This is a genomic window from Streptomyces sp. NPDC020489, assembly GCF_044386545.1.
Lineage (GTDB): Bacteria > Actinomycetota > Actinomycetes > Streptomycetales > Streptomycetaceae > Streptomyces.
Genome location: NZ_JBIRUZ010000008.1, coordinates 293,522 through 311,555, shown reverse-complemented (window position 1 = coordinate 311,555; position 18,034 = coordinate 293,522). Strand labels below are relative to the sequence as shown.

At 72.2% G+C, this 18,034-nt stretch carries 15 protein-coding genes; 13 read left to right on the top strand and 2 right to left on the bottom strand.

Annotation, left to right across the window (positions count from 1 at the left end; all coding sequences use genetic code 11):
- Positions 1-61: 61 nt before the first annotated feature.
- Entirely contained in the window at positions 62-544 is a 483-nt protein-coding gene (locus tag ACH41F_RS23700; protein WP_391236240.1) for an anthrone oxygenase family protein, read from the bottom strand.
- A gap of 190 nt (positions 545-734) precedes the next feature.
- Here ACH41F_RS23700 and ACH41F_RS23695 point away from each other — a divergent pair, with 190 nt between their 5' ends.
- The 6 genes from ACH41F_RS23695 to ACH41F_RS23670 all read left to right on the top strand — a co-directional run bounded on the left by ACH41F_RS23695 (position 735) and on the right by ACH41F_RS23670 (position 7,851).
- Positions 735-1,334, top strand: a complete 600-nt coding sequence (locus ACH41F_RS23695; RefSeq protein ID WP_391236237.1) for an ABATE domain-containing protein — start codon at positions 735-737, stop codon at positions 1,332-1,334.
- A 328-nt stretch (positions 1,335-1,662) separates the two neighbouring features.
- Positions 1,663-2,184 (top strand): sigma-70 family RNA polymerase sigma factor, encoded by a 522-nt coding sequence (locus tag ACH41F_RS23690; RefSeq protein ID WP_010039908.1) that lies wholly within the window; start codon positions 1,663-1,665, stop codon positions 2,182-2,184.
- Positions 2,184-3,011, top strand: a complete 828-nt coding sequence (locus ACH41F_RS23685) for a zf-HC2 domain-containing protein (protein WP_391236233.1) — start codon at positions 2,184-2,186, stop codon at positions 3,009-3,011. Before ACH41F_RS23690 ends, ACH41F_RS23685 begins: the two co-directional genes overlap by 1 nt.
- Before the next feature lie 69 nt (positions 3,012-3,080).
- Positions 3,081-5,537 (top strand): UvrD-helicase domain-containing protein, encoded by a 2,457-nt coding sequence (locus tag ACH41F_RS23680; RefSeq protein ID WP_391236230.1) that lies wholly within the window; start codon positions 3,081-3,083, stop codon positions 5,535-5,537.
- A gap of 335 nt (positions 5,538-5,872) precedes the next feature.
- Positions 5,873-7,285 (top strand): malic enzyme-like NAD(P)-binding protein, encoded by a 1,413-nt coding sequence (locus tag ACH41F_RS23675; RefSeq protein ID WP_391236228.1) that lies wholly within the window; start codon positions 5,873-5,875, stop codon positions 7,283-7,285.
- A 284-nt stretch (positions 7,286-7,569) separates the two neighbouring features.
- Complete coding sequence (locus ACH41F_RS23670; protein WP_007382399.1) at positions 7,570-7,851, top strand: HU family DNA-binding protein; 282 nt, start codon at positions 7,570-7,572, stop codon at positions 7,849-7,851.
- A 162-nt stretch (positions 7,852-8,013) separates the two neighbouring features.
- Here the strand turns inward: ACH41F_RS23670 and murA are convergent, their stop codons facing one another.
- On the bottom strand, positions 8,014-9,360 hold the full coding sequence (murA, locus tag ACH41F_RS23665) for a UDP-N-acetylglucosamine 1-carboxyvinyltransferase (RefSeq protein ID WP_391236226.1): 1,347 nt from the start codon (positions 9,358-9,360) through the stop codon (positions 8,014-8,016).
- Between the two features lie 253 nt (positions 9,361-9,613).
- On the opposite strand from murA, the gene ACH41F_RS23660 reads away from it, so the two are divergent.
- The 7 genes from ACH41F_RS23660 to ACH41F_RS23630 all read left to right on the top strand — a co-directional run bounded on the left by ACH41F_RS23660 (position 9,614) and on the right by ACH41F_RS23630 (position 17,802).
- Positions 9,614-10,186, top strand: a complete 573-nt coding sequence (locus ACH41F_RS23660) for a YqgE/AlgH family protein (protein WP_391236223.1) — start codon at positions 9,614-9,616, stop codon at positions 10,184-10,186.
- Positions 10,187-10,215: 29 nt separating this feature from the next.
- Positions 10,216-10,518 carry a DUF3039 domain-containing protein gene (locus ACH41F_RS23655; protein ID WP_391236220.1) on the top strand — a complete coding sequence of 101 codons (303 nt, stop codon included), beginning with the start codon at positions 10,216-10,218 and terminating at the stop codon, positions 10,516-10,518.
- Positions 10,519-10,755: 237 nt separating this feature from the next.
- Complete coding sequence (locus tag ACH41F_RS23650; RefSeq protein WP_398837447.1) at positions 10,756-12,372, top strand: beta-N-acetylhexosaminidase; 1,617 nt, start codon at positions 10,756-10,758, stop codon at positions 12,370-12,372.
- A gap of 255 nt (positions 12,373-12,627) precedes the next feature.
- Positions 12,628-13,521 carry an FAD binding domain-containing protein gene (locus ACH41F_RS23645; RefSeq protein ID WP_391236217.1) on the top strand — a complete coding sequence of 298 codons (894 nt, stop codon included), beginning with the start codon at positions 12,628-12,630 and terminating at the stop codon, positions 13,519-13,521.
- Entirely contained in the window at positions 13,518-15,377 is a 1,860-nt protein-coding gene (locus ACH41F_RS23640) for a 2Fe-2S iron-sulfur cluster-binding protein (protein WP_398837388.1), read from the top strand. The genes ACH41F_RS23645 and ACH41F_RS23640 overlap by 4 nt, the downstream gene beginning before the upstream one ends.
- On the top strand, positions 15,374-17,683 hold the full coding sequence (locus tag ACH41F_RS23635) for a molybdopterin cofactor-binding domain-containing protein (protein ID WP_391236212.1): 2,310 nt from the start codon (positions 15,374-15,376) through the stop codon (positions 17,681-17,683). Before ACH41F_RS23640 ends, ACH41F_RS23635 begins: the two co-directional genes overlap by 4 nt.
- Positions 17,680-17,802, top strand: coding sequence for a hypothetical protein (locus ACH41F_RS23630; protein WP_398837385.1), 123 nt, complete (start codon positions 17,680-17,682; stop codon positions 17,800-17,802). Before ACH41F_RS23635 ends, ACH41F_RS23630 begins: the two co-directional genes overlap by 4 nt.
- Positions 17,803-18,034: the final 232 nt, after the last annotated feature.

Below are 18,034 nucleotides of genomic sequence, written 5' to 3'. Positions count from 1 at the left end.
GACCACCCGCGGCCGGTCACGCGGCGGGCCGTCCGGCCGTCACGCGCGGGCCGCCTGGCCGTCACGCGCGGGCCGTCCGGCCGTACCCCACCAGCCCCCGCGCCAGGCACCCCGTCGCCACCGTCGACAGCACCGCCCGCACCGCGTTCCACAGCACCCACGGGTCCTCGAACTCCTCGCGTGCCGTACGCACGTCGGTGGCGTGGTCGAGAGCGTCGTTGAGCGGGATGTTGAAGGCGACCGTCACCAGGAAGGCGAGGGCGTAGGCGAGGAACCCCGCCCACACCCAGCGCCGGTACGGCCGCCCCCGTCCCTGCCACACCGCCACCCCCGTCAGCACCAGCGCCCCGAGGAAGCTCAGCAGGAAGACGGGGTTCACGATCACGTCGTTGATGTTCCGCATCACCTCGACGTAGACCTCGTCGTCGCCGCGCGCCAGTCCCGGCATCACCGCGCAGGCGAAGACGTAGAAGGCCCCGGCGATCAGGCCCATGGCGACCGTGGCCGCGCCCAGTACGGTTCCCGTGCTCCGCTTCGTCGTCATGCCCTCGAGTCAACGGCCTGGGGACCGGCCGGACCATGGTCCAAAGGCGCGGCGGCATACGCGGACGTCCACGCCTCACCGGTACGAGGGGTTCCGGCGGCGCGAACGGGAAGGCACTGTGAGAGGGAACCTTCCCGACCCACCTCACCGGCCCCTCAGGCGCACAGCATCCCTAGGCGGTGACAGGCACATGGCACTGGGTACGGCCACGGCCCCGTACGAGCTGCGGTTCGACGCGGGGCGGATCTGCCTCGACCTCCTCGCGACCACCCATCCCGTCGAACGGCTGGACGCGACCGAGGTGTTGTTCGCGTGGGTCACCGGAGCCGGGCTCGTGCCACCGGAGACCCCGCTGGAGCACGCCGACGCGTCCTGGCTCGTGGCGTTTCGTGAACTGCGTGGGCACATCAGCCAGTTGGTCCGGGCCCGGCTCGCCGCCCCCGAGCCCCGCCCGTCGTACGACCTGGCGCTCGCCCGGGTGAACGACCTCGCCCGGACCGCGCCGCCGGCGCCCCGGGCCGTACCGGGGGAGGACGGTCTGCTCGTGCGGGAGTTGGCGGGGCCGCCCGAACTCGCCGCGCTGCTCGGGGCGATCGCCCGGGACGCCGTGGAGCTGCTCACCGACCCCGTCGCGCGGGCCTGTCTGCGGCAGTGCGCGGGGGACAGCTGTCCGATCGTCTACCTCGACACGTCCCGTGGGCGCAGGAGGCGTTGGTGCTCCAGTGAGGTCTGCGGAAACCGGGAAAGGGTGGCCCGGCACCGGCGTCGGGCGGCACTCGCGCGAGCCTGAGCCGTTCTGAGGGGGCGTTATGTCCCTTGTGTGGAGCGGTTGTCGAAGTGATTTCGATTACACGACGTTTGCCCGCGGCCGGCTCCGGGCAGCCGCCCTGTTCGCGCCAATGTGGCAGGAATGTAAAGAACGAGGGGCGGGAATGTGCACCCATGTCCCCCTCGTCTCGGCAGATACAAGAAATCTGTCATGTCACGTTGAACACTCGACGGCCCGCGTCCGTACCCCGTGTGGAGCGATCCGCTGGGGGAACCCCCGGACATCGGAGGTGGGCGTGCGCAAGGATTCCGTCGTGGCCAATGAACGTGGATCGAGGGCCCGACATCGCATGTCCCAGCCCTCGGAACCTGATGAGGAGCTCATGCGTGCTCTGTACAGAGAGCACGCAGGACCCCTGCTCGCCTATGTGCTGCGGCTGGTCGCCGGCGACCGCCAAAGAGCAGAGGACGTGGTGCAGGAGACGCTGATCCGTGCCTGGAAGAACGCCGGTCAGCTCAATCGAGCAACCGGATCTGTACGCCCCTGGCTGGTGACGGTCGCCCGGCGCATCGTCATCGACGGCCACCGAAGCCGGCAGGCCCGGCCGCAGGAGGTCGATCCGTCGCCGCTGGAGGTCATCCCCGCGGAGGACGAGATCGACAAGGCGCTGTGGTTGATGACGCTGTCGGACGCGCTCGACGACCTGACCCCCGCCCACCGGGAGGTTCTTGTCGAGACGTACTTCAAGGGGCGTACGGTCAATGAGGCGGCCGAGACGCTCGGGATACCCAGCGGCACGGTCCGCTCGCGGGTCTTCTACGCCCTGCGGTCGATGAAGCTGGCACTGGAGGAGCGGGGGGTGACGGCGTGATGAGTGTTTACGGGGGAAACCAGGGATTCGGCACAGGTGGTTCGGGTATGTCTGGTGCCATGCAGGGATCTTCGGGGCCGAACGAGCACGAGACCGTCGGCGCGTACGCCCTCGGGATCCTCGACGACGCCGAGGCGACCGCGTTCGAGATGCACCTCGCCACCTGCGAGTGGTGCGCCCAGCAGCTCGACGAGCTCGCCGGGATGGAACCGATGCTGGCCGCGCTCGCGGACCTGCCCGGCTCCGGCACCCCCGCGATCGGCGAGTCGCTGTCCGCCAAGCCCAGTCCGCGGCTGGTGAACAAGCTGGTCGACGAGGTCGCCGAACGCCGCGCCCAGAAGCGCCGACGCGGCTTCTACATGGTCGCCGCCGCGGCCGCGCTGATCGTCGGCGGTCCGCTGGTCGCCGTGGGAGCGACGGGGAACGACTCCGGCGGAAACGTCTCGGCGCACACGACGAGCGCCAGCCCCGCCAAGGAAGCCTTCGACGCCATCGACGACAAGCTGACGGCGACCGACCCCAGCACGGACGTCAGTGCGACCGTCGCCGTGGAGGAGAAGGCCTGGGGCACCCACGCGGTGCTCCAGCTGAAGAACGTCAAGGGCCCGGAGAAGTGCTCCCTGATCGCCGTCGGCAAGAACGGCGAGCGGGAGACGGTCACCTCCTGGTCGGTCCCGACCTGGGGTTACGGCATACCGGACGCCAAGACGGCCCAGGCCAAGGAGCCTCTGTACGTCCATGGCGGCGCCGCCTTCGACCTCAACGACATCGATCACTTCGAGGTCATGACCTTCGGCGGCAAGCGACTCGTGGAAGTAGACGCGTAGCCGACGTAGCTATGGCGGGTCCCCTTCGCGTACGGTTGACGGCTGCCCAGCACGTCAGAAGGGGGCCCGGTGGCCGCTCAGGCTCAACCATCCGCGGTCGGATCGGTTCGCGACTCGGTGCACGACTCGGTTCGGGACCGGGAGATCAGCGTCGAACAGGAACATCTGGACCGGGTGTACCGGCGTCTCGAGGAGAAGATCCACGAGGCTGAGTTCCTCATGAACGACGCGGCCCAGCGCGGCCAGGTCGGTACGCCCGGCGCGCTTGCCGAGCGGGACGCGCAGGTGTTCCGGGCGGGGGTGCACCTCAACCGGCTCAACAACGAGTTCGAGGACTTCCTCTTCGGGCGTATCGACCTGCTCCTCGGCAAGGACGGCAAGAAGGGACCCGACGGCGCCTACACCGCCGTCGAGCCCGCCGAGGGCGCGGTGCGCGAGGACAACACCGCCGACATCGCCGAGACCCTGCACATCGGCCGGATCGGGGTCCTGGACTCCGAGTACGCGCCGCTCGTCATCGACTGGCGGGCCCCCGCCGCGGCGCCCTTCTACCGCTCCACCCCGGTCGACCCGGGGCGCGTGGTGCGGCGCCGGGTGATCCGCTCCAAGGGCCGCCGCGTCCTCGGCGTCGAGGACGACCTCATGCGCCCCGCGCTCAAGGCCTTCCTCGACGGCCAGGAGCTGCCCGTCATCGGCGACGGCGCCCTGATGGCCGCCCTCGGCCAGGCCCGCAGCCACACCATGCGGGACATCGTCGCCTCCATCCAGGCCGAACAGGACCTGGTCATCCGCGCCCCCGCGGCCTCCGTGACCTACGTCGAGGGCGGCCCCGGCACCGGCAAGACCGCCGTCGCCCTGCACCGCGCCGCCTACCTGCTCTACCAGGACCGGCGCCGCTACTCCGGCGGCATCCTCATCGTCTCGCCCACCCCGCTGCTGGTGGCGTACACCGAGGGCGTGCTGCCCTCCCTCGGCGAGGAGGGCCAGGTCGCGATCCGGGCGATCGGCTCGCTCGTCGACGGCGTCGAGGCCACGCTCTACGACTCCCCGGCCGTCGCCCGCGCCAAGGGCTCGTACCGCATGCTCAAGGTGCTGCGGAAGGCGGCCCGCGGGGCCCTGGAGGGACCGGGCGGCGGTGCCCCCGCGGGCGTCCCCGGCGGGCGGCGCGGTTCCGGTGGGCGGCGTGGCCGCGGTGAGACGGCCGGTCAGCTCGCCCTCGGCGCCGAGGACACCCCGGTCGGCCGGCTCGTCCCCGACGACGAGGCCGCCGCCCCCGCGGGTCCGCCCTCCCGCCTCCGCGTGGTCGCCTTCGGCCGCCGCCTGGAGCTGGAGGCGCCCGAGCTGGAACGTATCCGCCGCACCGCCCTCGGCGGCACCGCGCCGGTGAACCTGCTGCGCCCCCGTGCCCGCAAGCTCCTGCTGGACGCCCTGTGGGAGCGGTCCGGCGCGGGCTCGCGCCACAGCGACCCGGAGCTCGCCGCCGAGCTGCGCTCCTCCTTCGACGAGGACGTCAGCACCGAGGACAGCTTCATCGACTTCCTGGCCGCCTGGTGGCCCGAGCTGACCCCGAAGGACGTCCTTTCCGCCATGGCCGACGAGCGGCGCCTGGGCCGCTGGGCCCGGCGCATCCTCAACCCCGGCGAGGTCCGCAAGGTCGCCCGCTCGCTGCGCCGGGACGGGTACTCCGTGCACGACATCGCCCTGCTCGACGAGCTCCAGGCGATCCTCGGCACCCCGGCCCGCCCCCGGAAGCGGCGCGAGCTGGACCCCCTCGACCAGCTGACCGGCCTGGAGGAGCTGATGCCGGTCCGCGAGGAGACCCAGCGCGAACGCGCCGAGCGGCTGGCCCAGGAGCGCACCGAGTACGCCCACGTCATCGTCGACGAGGCCCAGGACCTCACGCCGATGCAGTGGCGCATGGTCGGCCGCCGCGGCCGGCACGCCACCTGGACGGTCGTGGGGGACCCCGCCCAGTCCTCCTGGTCCGACCCCGACGAGGCCGCCGAGGCCCGCGACGAGGCCCTGGGCACCCGCCCCCGGCGCCGCTTCGAGCTCACCGTGAACTACCGCAACCCGGCCGAGATCGCCGAGCTCGCGGCCAAGGTGCTGGCCCTGGCCATGCCCGGGTCCACGTCCCCGTCGGCCGTCCGCTCCACCGGCGTCGAGCCCCGCTTCACCGTCGTACGGGACTCCCTGGCGAAGTCCGTCCGCGAGGAGGCCGCCCGTCTGCTGGACCGGGTCGACGGCACCGTCGGCGTCGTGGTGGCCATGCAGCGCCGCGAGGAGGCCGCCCGCTGGCTCACCGGCCTCGGCGACCGGGTGGTGGCCCTCGGCAGCCTGGAGGCCAAGGGGCTGGAGTACGACGCGACGATCGTCGTCTCCCCGGCGGAGATCGCCGACGAGTCCCCGGCCGGCCTGCGGGTGCTGTACGTCGCCCTCACCCGGGCGACCCAGCAGCTGACGGTGGTGTCGGCCGAACGGGACCAGCCGGACGAGGCGGGGGTGCCCGATCTGCTCAGGGACTGAGCCAGGTTCCGTGGAATCGATCCACAGGAACTCTCGAGACGGGAATGGCCTTACGGGATCCGTTTGTTAGCCTGGGTGTGACACCGGCCCGATCCAAGCCCCCGGGCCCAACCTTCGTCCCTCAGAGGGACCACTTGCCGCGAGGCGAGCATGGCGGGTCGGTGTCATTGACGTCGTGGGAGGCCCACGTCACCGAAACGGTGGCGTGGGCCTCCTTCGTTGTGAACAAAACGATCGCAATCCAGCGCGGCTAACGCCTACTCATCAGTAGGTGCGACGATCGGACGGCATACAGCACAGCACAGCACCACAGGTGAAAGCAGAGGAAGTCGGCCATGGCAACGGCGCCCAGCGTCTCCTACTCGATGACGGTCCGGTTGGAGGTGCCCGCGAGCGGAACCGCCGTCTCGCAGCTCACCACCGCCGTGGAGTCCTCCGGAGGCTCGGTGACCGGCCTCGACGTCACCGCCTCCGGCCACGAGAAGCTCCGGATCGACGTCACCATCGCGGCCACGTCGACCGCGCACGCCGACGAGATCGTCGAGGAGCTGCGCGGCATCGAGGGCGTCACCCTCGGCAAGGTCTCCGACCGTACGTTCCTCATGCACCTCGGCGGCAAGATCGAGATGCAGTCCAAGCATCCCATCCGCAACCGTGACGACCTCTCGATGATCTACACTCCGGGCGTCGCCCGCGTGTGCATGGCGATCGCCGAGAACCCCGAGGACGCGCGCCGCCTGACGATCAAGCGCAACACCGTCGCGGTCGTGACGGACGGCTCGGCGGTCCTCGGCCTCGGCAACATCGGCCCGATGGCCGCCATGCCGGTCATGGAGGGCAAGGCGGCCCTCTTCAAGCGCTTCGCCGACATCGACGCCTGGCCGCTGTGCCTGGACACCCAGGACACCGACGAGATCGTCGCGATCGTCAAGGCGATCGCCCCGGGCTTCGCCGGCATCAACCTGGAGGACATCTCCGCGCCGCGCTGCTTCGAGATCGAGGCCCGGCTGCGCGAGGCCCTCGACATCCCCGTCTTCCACGACGACCAGCACGGCACCGCGATCGTCGTCCTGGCCGCCCTGAAGAACGCCCTGCGTGTCACCGGCAAGGCGATCGAGAACATCCGCGTCGTCATGTCCGGCGCGGGCGCGGCCGGTACGGCCATCCTGAAGCTGCTGATCGCCGCCGGGGTGAAGAACGCCGTCGTCGCCGACATCCACGGCGTGGTGCACGCGGGCCGCGAGGACCTGGTCTCCGCCGCCGCGGACTCGCCGCTGCGCTGGATCGCCGACAACACCAACCCCGAGGCCCTGACCGGCACGTTGAAGGAGGCCGTGCGCGGCGCGGACGTCTTCATCGGTGTCTCCGCCCCGAACCTCCTGGACGGCGACGACGTGGCCGCGATGGCGGACGACGCGATCGTGTTCGCGCTCGCGAACCCCGACCCCGAGGTGGACCCGGCGGTCGCCCGTCGGACCGCGGCGGTCGTGGCCACCGGCCGCTCCGACTTCCCGAACCAGATCAACAACGTGCTGGTCTTCCCGGGCGTCTTCCGCGGTCTGCTGGACGCGCAGTCCCGCACCGTCAACACCGACATGATGCTGGCCGCCGCGAGCGCCCTCGCCGAGGTCGTCACCGAGGACGAGCTCAACGCGAACTACATCATCCCCAGCGTCTTCAACGACAAGGTCGCGGGCGCGGTCGCCGGAGCGGTGCGCGAGGCGGCGAAGGCGGCCGCCTCCTCGTAGGCCGGGAGCGCGTGCTGTGAGGATCACCACGGCGAGGCCTTGAACCGGCGCGTCGTGGAACCCGGGCCCTGTGGCCGACGTTTATCGTGTCGGCCAGGCTCGGGACCTCTCTTCGTGTGACACCCAAGGGTGTTCTCACGACTCCAGCGGGTGCCGGATTGGCTTTCCCGCAGCAGGTAGGGGCAGGATGCGTCCCTGGGCGCGAGCGCATCGGCTTCGCTGTGCCTTGCGCGGTCCGGCCGCGTGGCACACCCCAACGGCAAGAAGAACACGGGAGTAACAACATGAACCGCAGTGAGCTGGTGGCCGCGCTGGCCGACCGCGCCGAGGTGACCCGCAAGGACGCCGACGCCGTGCTGGCCGCGTTCGCCGAGACCGTCGGCGAGATCGTCGCCAAGGGTGACGAGAAGGTCACCATCCCCGGCTTCCTGACCTTCGAGCGCACCCACCGTGCCGCTCGCACCGCGCGCAACCCGCAGACCGGCGACCCGATCCAGATCCCGGCCGGCTACAGCGTGAAGGTTTCGGCGGGCTCCAAGCTCAAGGAAGCCGCCAAGGGCAAGTAAGCGCTCCGCTTCGAGCGCCGGGTGACTGCGGGCCGTCCTGCGGCTGACAGGATCGCCGTGGCTGGTCGCGCAGTTCCCCGCGCCCCCTTCGGGGCGCTCAGCACAACGCCGATGGGGCGGTCACCCGAGTCCGGGTGACCGCCCCATCGGCATCGCTGTGGGTCAGCCGAGGGCCTTGCCCGGCAGTTCCACCTTCGCGCCGAGTTCCACGAGCTTCTCCATGAAGTTCTCGTAGCCGCGGTTGATGAGGTCGATGCCGTGCACCCGGGACGTGCCCTGGGCCGCCAGAGCGGCGATCAGGTACGAGAAGCCGCCGCGCAGGTCGGGGATGACCAGGTCGGCGCCCTGGAGCTTGGTGGGGCCCGAGACGACGGCCGAGTGCAGGAAGTTGCGCTGGCCGAAGCGGCAGTTGGAGCCGCCCAGGCACTCGCGGTAGAGCTGGATGTGAGCACCCATCTGGTTCAGCGCGGAGGTGAAGCCGAGCCGGGACTCGTAGACCGTCTCGTGGATGATGGACAGCCCCGTGGCCTGGGTGAGCGCCACGACCAGCGGCTGCTGCCAGTCCGTCTGGAAGCCCGGGTGCACGTCGGTCTCGAGGGCGATGGACTTCAACTGGCCGCCGGGGTGCCAGAAGCGGATGCCCTCGTCGTCGATCTCGAAGGCACCGCCCACCTTCCGGTAGGTGTTGAGGAACGTCATCATCGAGCGCTGCTGGGCGCCGCGGACGTAGATGTTGCCCTCGGTGGCCAGCGCGGCGGACGCCCAGGAGGCGGCCTCCAGACGGTCCGGGAGCGCCTGGTGGTTGTAACCGCCGAGCGAGTCCACGCCGGTGACGCGGATCGTGCGGTCGGTGTCCATCGCGATGATGGCGCCCATCTTCTGCAGCACGCAGATGAGGTCCTCGATCTCCGGCTCCACGGCCGCGTTCGAGAGTTCCGTGACGCCCTCGGCCAGCACCGCGGTCAGCAGCACCTGTTCGGTCGCGCCGACGGACGGGTACGGCAGCCGGATCTTCGTCCCGCGAAGACGCCGCGGCGCCTCCAGGAACTGTCCGTCCGCCCGCTTCTCGATGGTCGCGCCGAACTGCCGCAGCACCTCGAAGTGGAAGTCGATCGGCCGGCCGCCGATGTCGCAGCCGCCGAGACCGGGGATGAAGGCGTGCCCGAGACGGTGCAGCAGCGGGCCGCACAGGAGGATCGGGATACGGCTGGAACCCGCGTGGGCATCGATGTCAGCGACGTTCGCGCTCTCGACGTGCGTGGGATCCATCACCAGTTCGCCCGGCTCCTCACCCGGACGGACCGTCACCCCGTGCAGTTGCAGCAGGCCGCGTACGACACGCACGTCACGGATGTCCGGAACGTTGCGCAGTCGACTCGGCCCACTGCCCAGGAGTGCGGCGACCATGGCCTTCGGTACGAGGTTCTTCGCACCGCGGACACGGATCTCGCCCTCCAGCGGGGTTCCGCCGTGGACAAGCAGTACGTCGTCAGAGCCGTTGACGGTCATGTATCTCGCGTTCCGATGAGTGGGGCAGGGGCCAGAAGGGAAAGGGTAGTCGCCGTCCACCCCCCTTCCGTAAGCCCGAGTACGGCTCAGCCACGTCATAGCTGTGTCACAACACGAGGCGTTGGGGGACGGGCACATGGGGTCACCGGGGTGTGCGACGGGCACGGGGCGCGCGGTTGCGCTCTGAGCTGCATTCCCTGTCGTACCGGCATTGCCTCCCCACGCGCGGGGAAGATGCGGGATCATGTCTGGCATGACCGAGGTGTCCTCGCTCACAGGGCGGTTGCTCGTGGCCACGCCCGCCCTGGCGGACCCGAACTTCGAGCGTGCGGTGGTGCTCCTTCTCGACCACGACGAGGAGGGCTCCCTCGGTGTCGTCCTCAACCGGCCCACCCCGGTGGACGTCGGCGACATCCTGGAGGGCTGGGCGGACCTCACCGGTGAGCCCGGTGTGGTCTTCCAGGGCGGCCCGGTCTCCCTCGACTCCGCGCTCGGCGTCGCCGTCATCCCGGGCGGGGCGTCCGGCGAGCGGGCCCCGCTGGGCTGGCGCCGGGTGCACGGCGCGATCGGTCTGGTCGACCTGGAGGCCCCGCCGGAACTGCTCGCCTCGGCCCTGGGATCGCTGCGGATCTTCGCCGGGTACGCCGGCTGGGGCCCCGGTCAGCTGGAGGACGAGCTCGTCGAGGGCGCCTGGTACGTCGTCGAGTCCGAGCCCGGCGACGTCTCCTCCCCGGCCCCCGAGAGACTGTGGCGCGAGGTCCTGCGCCGCCAGCGCAACGAGCTCGCGATGGTGGCCACGTACCCGGACGACCCTTCGCTGAACTGATGCGTGTGAGCTTCAGTACGCTTGCCTTTATGAGCACTCTTGAGCCTGAGACCCAGCCGCAGCGCGGGACTGGTACGGGGACCCTCGTAGAGCCGACGCCGCAGGTGTCCCACGGCGACGGTGACCACGAGCGCTTCGCCCACTACGTCCAGAAGGACAAGATCATGGCGAGCGCCCTCGACGGCACCCCCGTCGTGGCGCTGTGCGGCAAGGTCTGGGTGCCGGGCCGCGACCCGAAGAAGTACCCCGTGTGTCCCATGTGCAAGGAGATCTACGAGTCCATGGGTGCCGGCGGGGACGGCGACGGCAAGGGCGGCGGCGACAAGAAGTAGGCCCGCCGCGGGGCCTGTCGCCGGACCGGATGTCGCGAGGCCCCCGGGCGCGTTTCGACGTGCCTCGGGGGCCTTTGTGCTGTCTCTCGTGGGCCTTTGTCGTCACGAAGTGGTCGAGACCTCTTGTGGGCGAGCTCCCGCACTCCCTAGCCTCCGTTGTGCGGAGTGAAACTGCTATTGCGCATGATGCAACGCACGGGCGTGGCGGAGCGACAAGGACTGGCGACGAGGGACTGACTGGTGGAACTGATTCCCGCACCCCGGCACGTCACCCGGACCTCCTCCGGCCACGGGTGGCTCGACGAGCGGACGCCGCTGCTGGCCGGGCCGGGCACCGAGGGCGTCGCACGCTGGCTGCGGGCGACCGTCGGCGCGGCGACCGGCTGCCCCCTGCCGGACGGCGGCGAGAGCGCGTGCCCACTGGTGCTGGGCATCGAACCGGACCTGCCCCCGGAGGGCTACCACCTCGCCGTCAGCGACACCGGGTTGCTGATCCGCGGTGGCAGCGCGACCGGTGTTTTCCACGGCGCCCAGACCTTCCGTCAGCTCCTCGGACCGGCGGCCTTCCGCCGGGCGCCGGTCACCGCCCGGCGGGTCTGGGAGGTGCCCGCCCTCGCCGTCCGCGACGCGCCCCGCTTCCGCTGGCGCGGCCTCCTGCTCGACGTCGCCCGGCACTTCATGCCCAAGGACGGGGTCCTGCGCTACCTCGACCTGATGGCCGCACACAAACTCAACGTCCTCCACCTCCACCTGACGGACGACCAGGGCTGGCGGATCGAGATCAGGAGGCACCCCCGGCTGACCGAGGTCGGCTCCTGGCGGGCGCGTACGAAATTCGGCCATCGGGCCTCCCCGCTGTGGGAGGAGAAGCCGCACGGCGGCCACTACACCCAGGACGACATCCGGGAGATCGTGGCCTACGCCGCCGAGCGGCACATCACCGTCGTCCCCGAGATCGACGTCCCCGGACACTCGCAGGCCGCGATCGCCGCGTACCCGGAACTCGGCAACACCGATGTCGTCGACACCAGTTCCCTCTCCGTCTGGGACACCTGGGGCATCTCGGCCAACGTGCTCGCCCCCACCGACGCCACCCTGCGCTTCTACGAGGGCGTCCTGGAGGAGGTCCTGGAGCTGTTCCCGGGTGAGTTCGTGCACGTCGGCGGCGACGAATGCCCCAAGGGCCAGTGGCGGGCCTCGCCCACCGCACAGGCACGCATCAAGGAGCTCGGCGTCGGTGACGAGGACGGCCTCCAGGCGTGGTTCATCGGGCACTTCGACACCTGGCTCGCCGCGCGCGGACGCCGGCTCATCGGCTGGGACGAGATCCTGGACGGGGGTCTGGCGCCGGGCGCGGCCGTGTCCTCCTGGCGCGGCTACGCGGGCGGGGTGGCCGCCGCACGCGCGGGCCACGACGTCGTCATGTGCCCCGAACAACACGTGTACCTGGACCATCGCCAGCACGACGGGCCGGACGAACCGGTCCCCCTCGGCCATGTCCGCACCCTGGAGGACGTCTACCGCTTCGAACCCGTCCCGCCGGAGCTGACGCCGGAGCAGGCGGAGCATGTCCTCGGGACCCAGGCCCAGCTGTGGACCGAGGTGATGGAGGACCTCGCGCGCGTGGACTACCAGGCATTTCCCCGGCTTTCGGCCTTCGCCGAGGTCGCCTGGAGCGACCTGCCCGCCCCGGCCGAACGGGACTTCGCCGACTTCGAGCGGCGAATGGGGGCGCACTACGGGCGACTTGACGCCCTGGGCGTCTCCTACCGTCCGCCCGCCGGGCCGTTGCCCTGGCAGAAGCGCCCGGGCGTGCTGGGCCGGCCGATCGAGGGGGCGCCCCCGCACAGGTAGCGGAACTCCCGAACAGGGAGCGGAAAAACATCGCAAGCATCACCGAAGAGTGTCAATCCGTACGCACCGGTGATGCCGGACGAAAACGGACCATCTCCCCGACGACATGGGCGAATGCCTCCTAGCGGACCCCCGTCTTCGGCCCCTGCGAAGATGTGCCAGAGTTGCCACGTCCGCCCTGTCAGCACGTACCGTACGGCAGCAACAGGCGGGACCAGCTGGGACCAGGTGGGGCAGCGGGAAGGGGCAGCCGGTTTGACCACGCACGCACCGCAGGCGGCGCAGGCCGTCACGCTGCCCACGACACTGGACGAGGCGGTGGCGGCCCTGACCGCCATGCCCGCCGCCGTGCCCGTCGCGGGCGGCACCGACCTCATGGCCGCCGTCAACTCCGGCCAGCTCAGGCCCGCCGCACTGGTGGGCCTCGGCCGCATCAGCGAGATCCGCGGCTGGCAGTACCAGGACGGGCACGCGCTGCTCGGCGCCGGGCTCACGCACGCGCGCATGGGCCGCCCCGACTTCGCCGCCCTGATCCCCGCGCTCGCCGCCTCGGCACGCGCGGCCGGCCCGCCGCAGATCCGCAACGCGGGCACCCTGGGCGGCAACATCGCCACGGCCGCGCCGACCGGGGACGCCCTCCCGGTGCTGGCCGCCCTGGAGGCGACCCTGATCATCGCGGGCGCGGGCGGGGCCCGCCGCGAGATCCCGGTGTCGCACCTGCTGGCCGGCATGGAGATGCTGCGCGCCGGCGAACTCATCGGCTTCGTGCGCGTGCCGCTGCTGCACGCGCCGCAGGTCTTCCTCAAGGCCACCGGGCGTACCGGACCCGGCCGGGCGATGGCCTCCGTCGCGCTCGTCCTCGACCCCGCCCGGCGGGGCGTCAGGTGCGCCGTCGGAGCCATAGCGCCGATGCCGCTCAGGCCCCTGGACGCCGAGCAGTGGGTCGGCCGGCTGATCGACTGGGACAACAACCGCGCGCTCGTCCCGGAGGCGCTGCACGCCTTCGGCGAGTACGTGGCCGCGGCCTGCATCCCCGACCCGGTGCCGGCCGAGGACGGCTCCGTGGAGCAGCTCCCGCCCGCCGTACTGCACCTGCGGCGCACCGTCGCCGCGCTGGCCCGACGAGCACTGGGGAGGGCGCTGTCGTGACCGACGACCGGCACGGAGAGGGCACGCCCCAGGGCGGCGGTCGCTGGGACCCGCTGCCCCAGGGCGACTACGACGACGGTGCCACCGCCTTCGTGAAGCTCCCCGAGGGGGGCATCGACGCGCTGCTGGCCTCCGACAGCCCGCTGGCCGCGCCCGGCCACGGGTACGTGCCGCCGCAGATAGCGGTCGACCCCGGCGGCACCGACCCGGCGGCCACCGGCACCTGGGCGGTGCCCGCGGACGGCACCCAGTGGCCCGACCCGAACGCGGTGCCGGTCTCCGGCGACCGGTTCACGTACCAGCCCGGGGCGACCGGGCACTGGGCCTTCGGGGAGCACACGGAGCACAGCGAGCACACGGGGCACGGCGAGCACGCGGGGCACGGCGAGCAGGCGGAGGCCGTGGAGGCCGCTCCCGCGCCGGGGCACGATGTGACCGGGCAGTGGTCGATCCCCGTGGCCAATGGCGATCTTCCGGATGAATCGGGCGAGTTCACCACCTCGTCCCTGGTCGAGCAGTGGGGCGGCACGCCCCCGGCCACGCTGCCCGGCGGCGCGTCCGCGCCCTGGGTCACACAGACGGGGCAGCCGTGGGGGACGCCGCCACCGGAGCACGCCGGCCCGGAGCATGCCGGATCTGAGTACGGCGGACCTGAGTACGGCGATCCCGGGTACGGCGCGCCGGAGCATGCCGGACCCGAGCACGGAGGGCCGGAGCACCGAGAGCCGAAGTACGGAGGGCCGGAGTACGGCGGAGTCGAGCAGGCCGGACCCGAGCACGCCGGGTCCGAGCACGCCGAGTCCGTCGGTGAAGGTCCCACGCACGCGCACGTGTCCGCCGGTGACACGCCTCCGCACGCCGCCGCGGACCTCCACGCGCACGTGCCGCCCGCCGAGCACCCCGGCGCCCTCGCGCCCGAGGACGCCCCGGACCGGACCGCGCCGGACGCCCCCGCACACGAGGGGGCGGACCCCGAGCACGGCCATGCCCCCGCCGAGCCGCTCCCGGACGCCCCCGTCCCCGCCGCCTCACAGCCCGCTCACGGCCCCGGTGAGGCCGCGGTGGCGGCCCAGGGGCCCGAGAGTGCCCAAGAGGCCCTGGAGGGCGCTGAGACGGCCGCCGAGCCGCACGCGGAGCACACCCCGGCCGACGACGAGGGCGAGGCCGCGCCGGACACCGCCGACGAGCCCGAGGCCGCCGTCCCCGCCGAGGAGGAGCCCGCCCCCGCGCTCCCCGGCGAGGAACACCCCCTCGCCTCCTACGTCCTGCGCGTCAACGGCGTCGAACGCCCCGTCGCCGACGCCTGGATCGGCGAGTCGCTGCTCTACGTCCTGCGCGAGCGGCTCGGCCTGGCGGGCGCCAAGGACGGCTGCTCGCAGGGCGAGTGCGGGGCCTGCAACGTCCAGGTGGACGGGCGGCTCGTCGCCTCCTGCCTGGTTCCGGCCGTCACCGCCGCCGGCAGCGAGGTCCGTACCGTCGAGGGCCTCGCCGAGGACGGGCAGCCCTCCGACGTGCAGCGCGCGCTCGCCCGGTGCGGCGCGGTGCAGTGCGGGTTCTGCGTGCCCGGCATGGCGATGACCGTGCACGACCTGCTGGAGGGCAACCCGGCGCCGACCGAGCTGGAGACCCGCCAGGCGCTGTGCGGCAACCTGTGCCGCTGCTCCGGCTACCGGGGCGTCGTCGACGCCGTCAAGGAGGTCGTCGCGGAGCGCGAGGCGCATTCCGCGGCGGACTCCGAGTCGAACGCCGACGAGGCGCGTATTCCTCACCAGGCGGGTCCCGGCGCCGGCGGGGTCAACCCGTCGGCCTTCGAGCCGCACAACCAGGCGTACGGACAGGACGGAGGCCAGGCGTGAGCAACGAAGCCGCCACCGCGCCCACCCCCGCGGAGGCAGCCCCCGCCCCCGAACCGATCCCGCACGGCCTCGGCGCCTCCCTGCCGGCCGCCGACGCCCGGGCCAAGACCGAGGGCACCTTCCCCTACGCGGCCGACCTGTGGGCCGAGGGCCTGCTGTGGGCGGCCGTGCTGCGCTCCCCGCACGCGCACGCGCGCATCGTGTCCATCGACACCTCCCACGCGCGCGAGATGCCCGGCGTCCGCGCCGTCGTCACCCACGAGGACGTCCCCGGCAGCCCGGTGCACGGCCGCGGCAAGGCCGACCGCCCGGTCTTCGCCTCCGAGGTCGTGCGCCACCACGGCGAGCCCATCGCCGCCGTCGCCGCCGACCACCCCGACACCGCGCGGATGGCCGCCGCGGCCGTCATCGTCGAGTACGAGGTGCTCGACCCGGTGACCGACCCCGAGCTGGCCTTCGAGGCCGAGCCGCTGCACGCCGACGGCAACCTGATCCGGCACATCCCGCTGCACCACGGCGACCCGTCGGTGACCGGCGAGGTCGTCGTCGAGGGCCAGTACCGCATCGGCCGCCAGGACCCCGCCCCCATCGGCGCCGAGGCCGGCCTCGCCGTGCCGCGCCCGGACGGGGGCGTCGAGCTGTACCTGGCCTCCACCGACCCGCACGCCGACCGGGACACCGCCGCCGCCTGCTACGGCCTGGAACCCGAGCGCGTCAAGATCGTCGTCACCGGCGTCCCCGGCGCCACCGCCGACCGCGAGGACCAGGGCGTCCAGCTCCCGCTGGGCCTGCTGGCGCTCCGCACGGGCTGCCCGGTCAAACTCACCGCCACGCGCGAGGAGTCCTTCCTCGGCCACGCGCACCGCCACCCGACGCTGCTCCGCTACCGCCACCACGCGGACGCCGAGGGCAGGCTGGTGAAGGTCGAGGCGCAGATCCTGCTCGACGCGGGCGCCTACGCCGACACCTCCGCCGAGGCCCTCGCCGCCGCCGTGGGCTTCGCGTGCGGCCCGTACGTCGTCCCGAACGCCTTCATCGAGGGCTGGGCCGTGCGCACCAACAACCCGCCCTCCGGCCATGTGCGCGGCGAGGGCGCCATGCAGGTGTGCGCCGCCTACGAGGCGCAGATGGACAAGCTCGCCAAGAAGCTCGGCGTCGACCCGGCGGAGCTGCGCCTGCGCAACGCGCTGGCCACGGGCGACGTGCTCCCCACGGGCCAGACGGTGACCTGCCCCGCGCCGGTCGCCGAACTCCTCCAGGCCGTACGGGACTTCCCGCTGCCGCCGCTGCCCAAGGACACCCCCGAGGACGAGTGGCTGCTGCCCGGCGGCCCCGAGGGCGCGGGGGAACCCGGCGCGGTCCGCCGCGGTGTGGGCTACGGCCTGGGCATGGTGCACATGCTCGGCGCGGAGGGCGCCGACGAGGTCTCCACGGCCACGGTGAAGGTCCACGACGGTGTGGCGACGGTCCTGTGCGCGGCGGTCGAGACCGGCCAGGGCTTCACCACGCTGGCCCGCCAGATCGTCCAGGAGACCCTCGGCATCGACGAGGTGCACGTCGCGCCCGTGGACACCGACCAGCCGCCGGCCGGCGCGGGCTGCCGCGGCCGCCACACGTGGGTGTCGGGCGGCGCGGTGGAACGGGCCGCGAAGATGGTCCGCACCCAGCTTCTCCAGCCCCTCGCGCACAAGTTCGGCATGTCCACCGAGCTGCTCCAGATCACCGACGGCAAGATCACCTCGTACGACGGCGTCCTGTCGACCACCGTCACCGAGGCGCTGGAGGGCAAGGAGCTGTGGGCGACCGCGCAGTGCCGCCCGCACCCCACCGAGCCGCTGAACGAGGCCGGGCAGGGTGATGCCTTCGTGGGCATGGCCTTCTGCGCGATCCGCGCGGTGGTGGACGTCGACATCGAGCTCGGCTCGGTCCGGGTCGTCGAACTCGCCGTCGCCCAGGACGTGGGACGGGTCCTGAACCCGGCCCAGCTCGCGGCCCGTATCGAGGCCGGGGTCACCCAGGGCGTGGGGATAGCGCTCACGGAGAACCTGCGCACCGCGCGCGGTCTGATCCGCCACCCCGACCTCACGGGGTACGCGCTGCCGACGGCCCTGGACACGCCGGACATCCGGATCGTGAAGCTCGTCGAGGAGCGGGACGTGGTCGCGCCCTTCGGCGCGAAGGCGGTCAGCGCGGTGCCGGTGGTGACGTCCCCGGCGGCCGTCGCCTCCGCCGTGCGCGCGGCCACCGGGCGCCCGGTGAACCGGCTGCCGATCCGTCCGCAGGCCGCCGTGGTGACGACGCCGTGAGTGCGCGGGACCCGCAGCGCTACGAACCACCGCCCAGCACGGGGAAGCTGCTGGTGTGGATCCTGGTGTTCGCGCTGGCGGCACTCGTGGTCGTGCTCGGCGGCGTGTACCTGACGTGACGTTGCCCGCCCTCGGCCCCGCAGCCGAGGCGCGCTGAGGGCTGCGCCGGGCCGGGTGCCGCGGGCGTGGGCGCCGCGATCGGACGGTGGCCGGACATCTCATGGCCGACCGTGGGGGAGACGGCGGAAGAGATCCTGGCGGGGAGGCAACGCGCCGGGCTGGTCCGAGCGTCTCAAGACCGAGGGCGTTGTCAGTGGTGCCGCGTAGTGTCTCCGAGCAGTGGGGAACGGC

What these genes read in the sequence shown, in the direction of transcription:
- ACH41F_RS23700 (WP_391236240.1), bottom strand. Translation starts at nt 544, where the DNA reads ATGACGACGAAGCGGAGCACGGGAACCGTACTGGGCGCGGCCACGGTC.
- ACH41F_RS23695 (WP_391236237.1), top strand. Translation starts at nt 735, where the DNA reads ATGGCACTGGGTACGGCCACGGCCCCGTACGAGCTGCGGTTCGACGCG.
- ACH41F_RS23690 (WP_010039908.1), top strand. Translation starts at nt 1,663, where the DNA reads ATGTCCCAGCCCTCGGAACCTGATGAGGAGCTCATGCGTGCTCTGTAC.
- ACH41F_RS23685 (WP_391236233.1), top strand. Translation starts at nt 2,184, where the DNA reads ATGAGTGTTTACGGGGGAAACCAGGGATTCGGCACAGGTGGTTCGGGT.
- ACH41F_RS23675 (WP_391236228.1), top strand. Translation starts at nt 5,873, where the DNA reads ATGGCAACGGCGCCCAGCGTCTCCTACTCGATGACGGTCCGGTTGGAG.
- ACH41F_RS23670 (WP_007382399.1), top strand. Translation starts at nt 7,570, where the DNA reads ATGAACCGCAGTGAGCTGGTGGCCGCGCTGGCCGACCGCGCCGAGGTG.
- murA (WP_391236226.1), bottom strand. Translation starts at nt 9,360, where the DNA reads ATGACCGTCAACGGCTCTGACGACGTACTGCTTGTCCACGGCGGAACC.
- ACH41F_RS23660 (WP_391236223.1), top strand. Translation starts at nt 9,614, where the DNA reads ATGACCGAGGTGTCCTCGCTCACAGGGCGGTTGCTCGTGGCCACGCCC.
- ACH41F_RS23655 (WP_391236220.1), top strand. Translation starts at nt 10,216, where the DNA reads ATGAGCACTCTTGAGCCTGAGACCCAGCCGCAGCGCGGGACTGGTACG.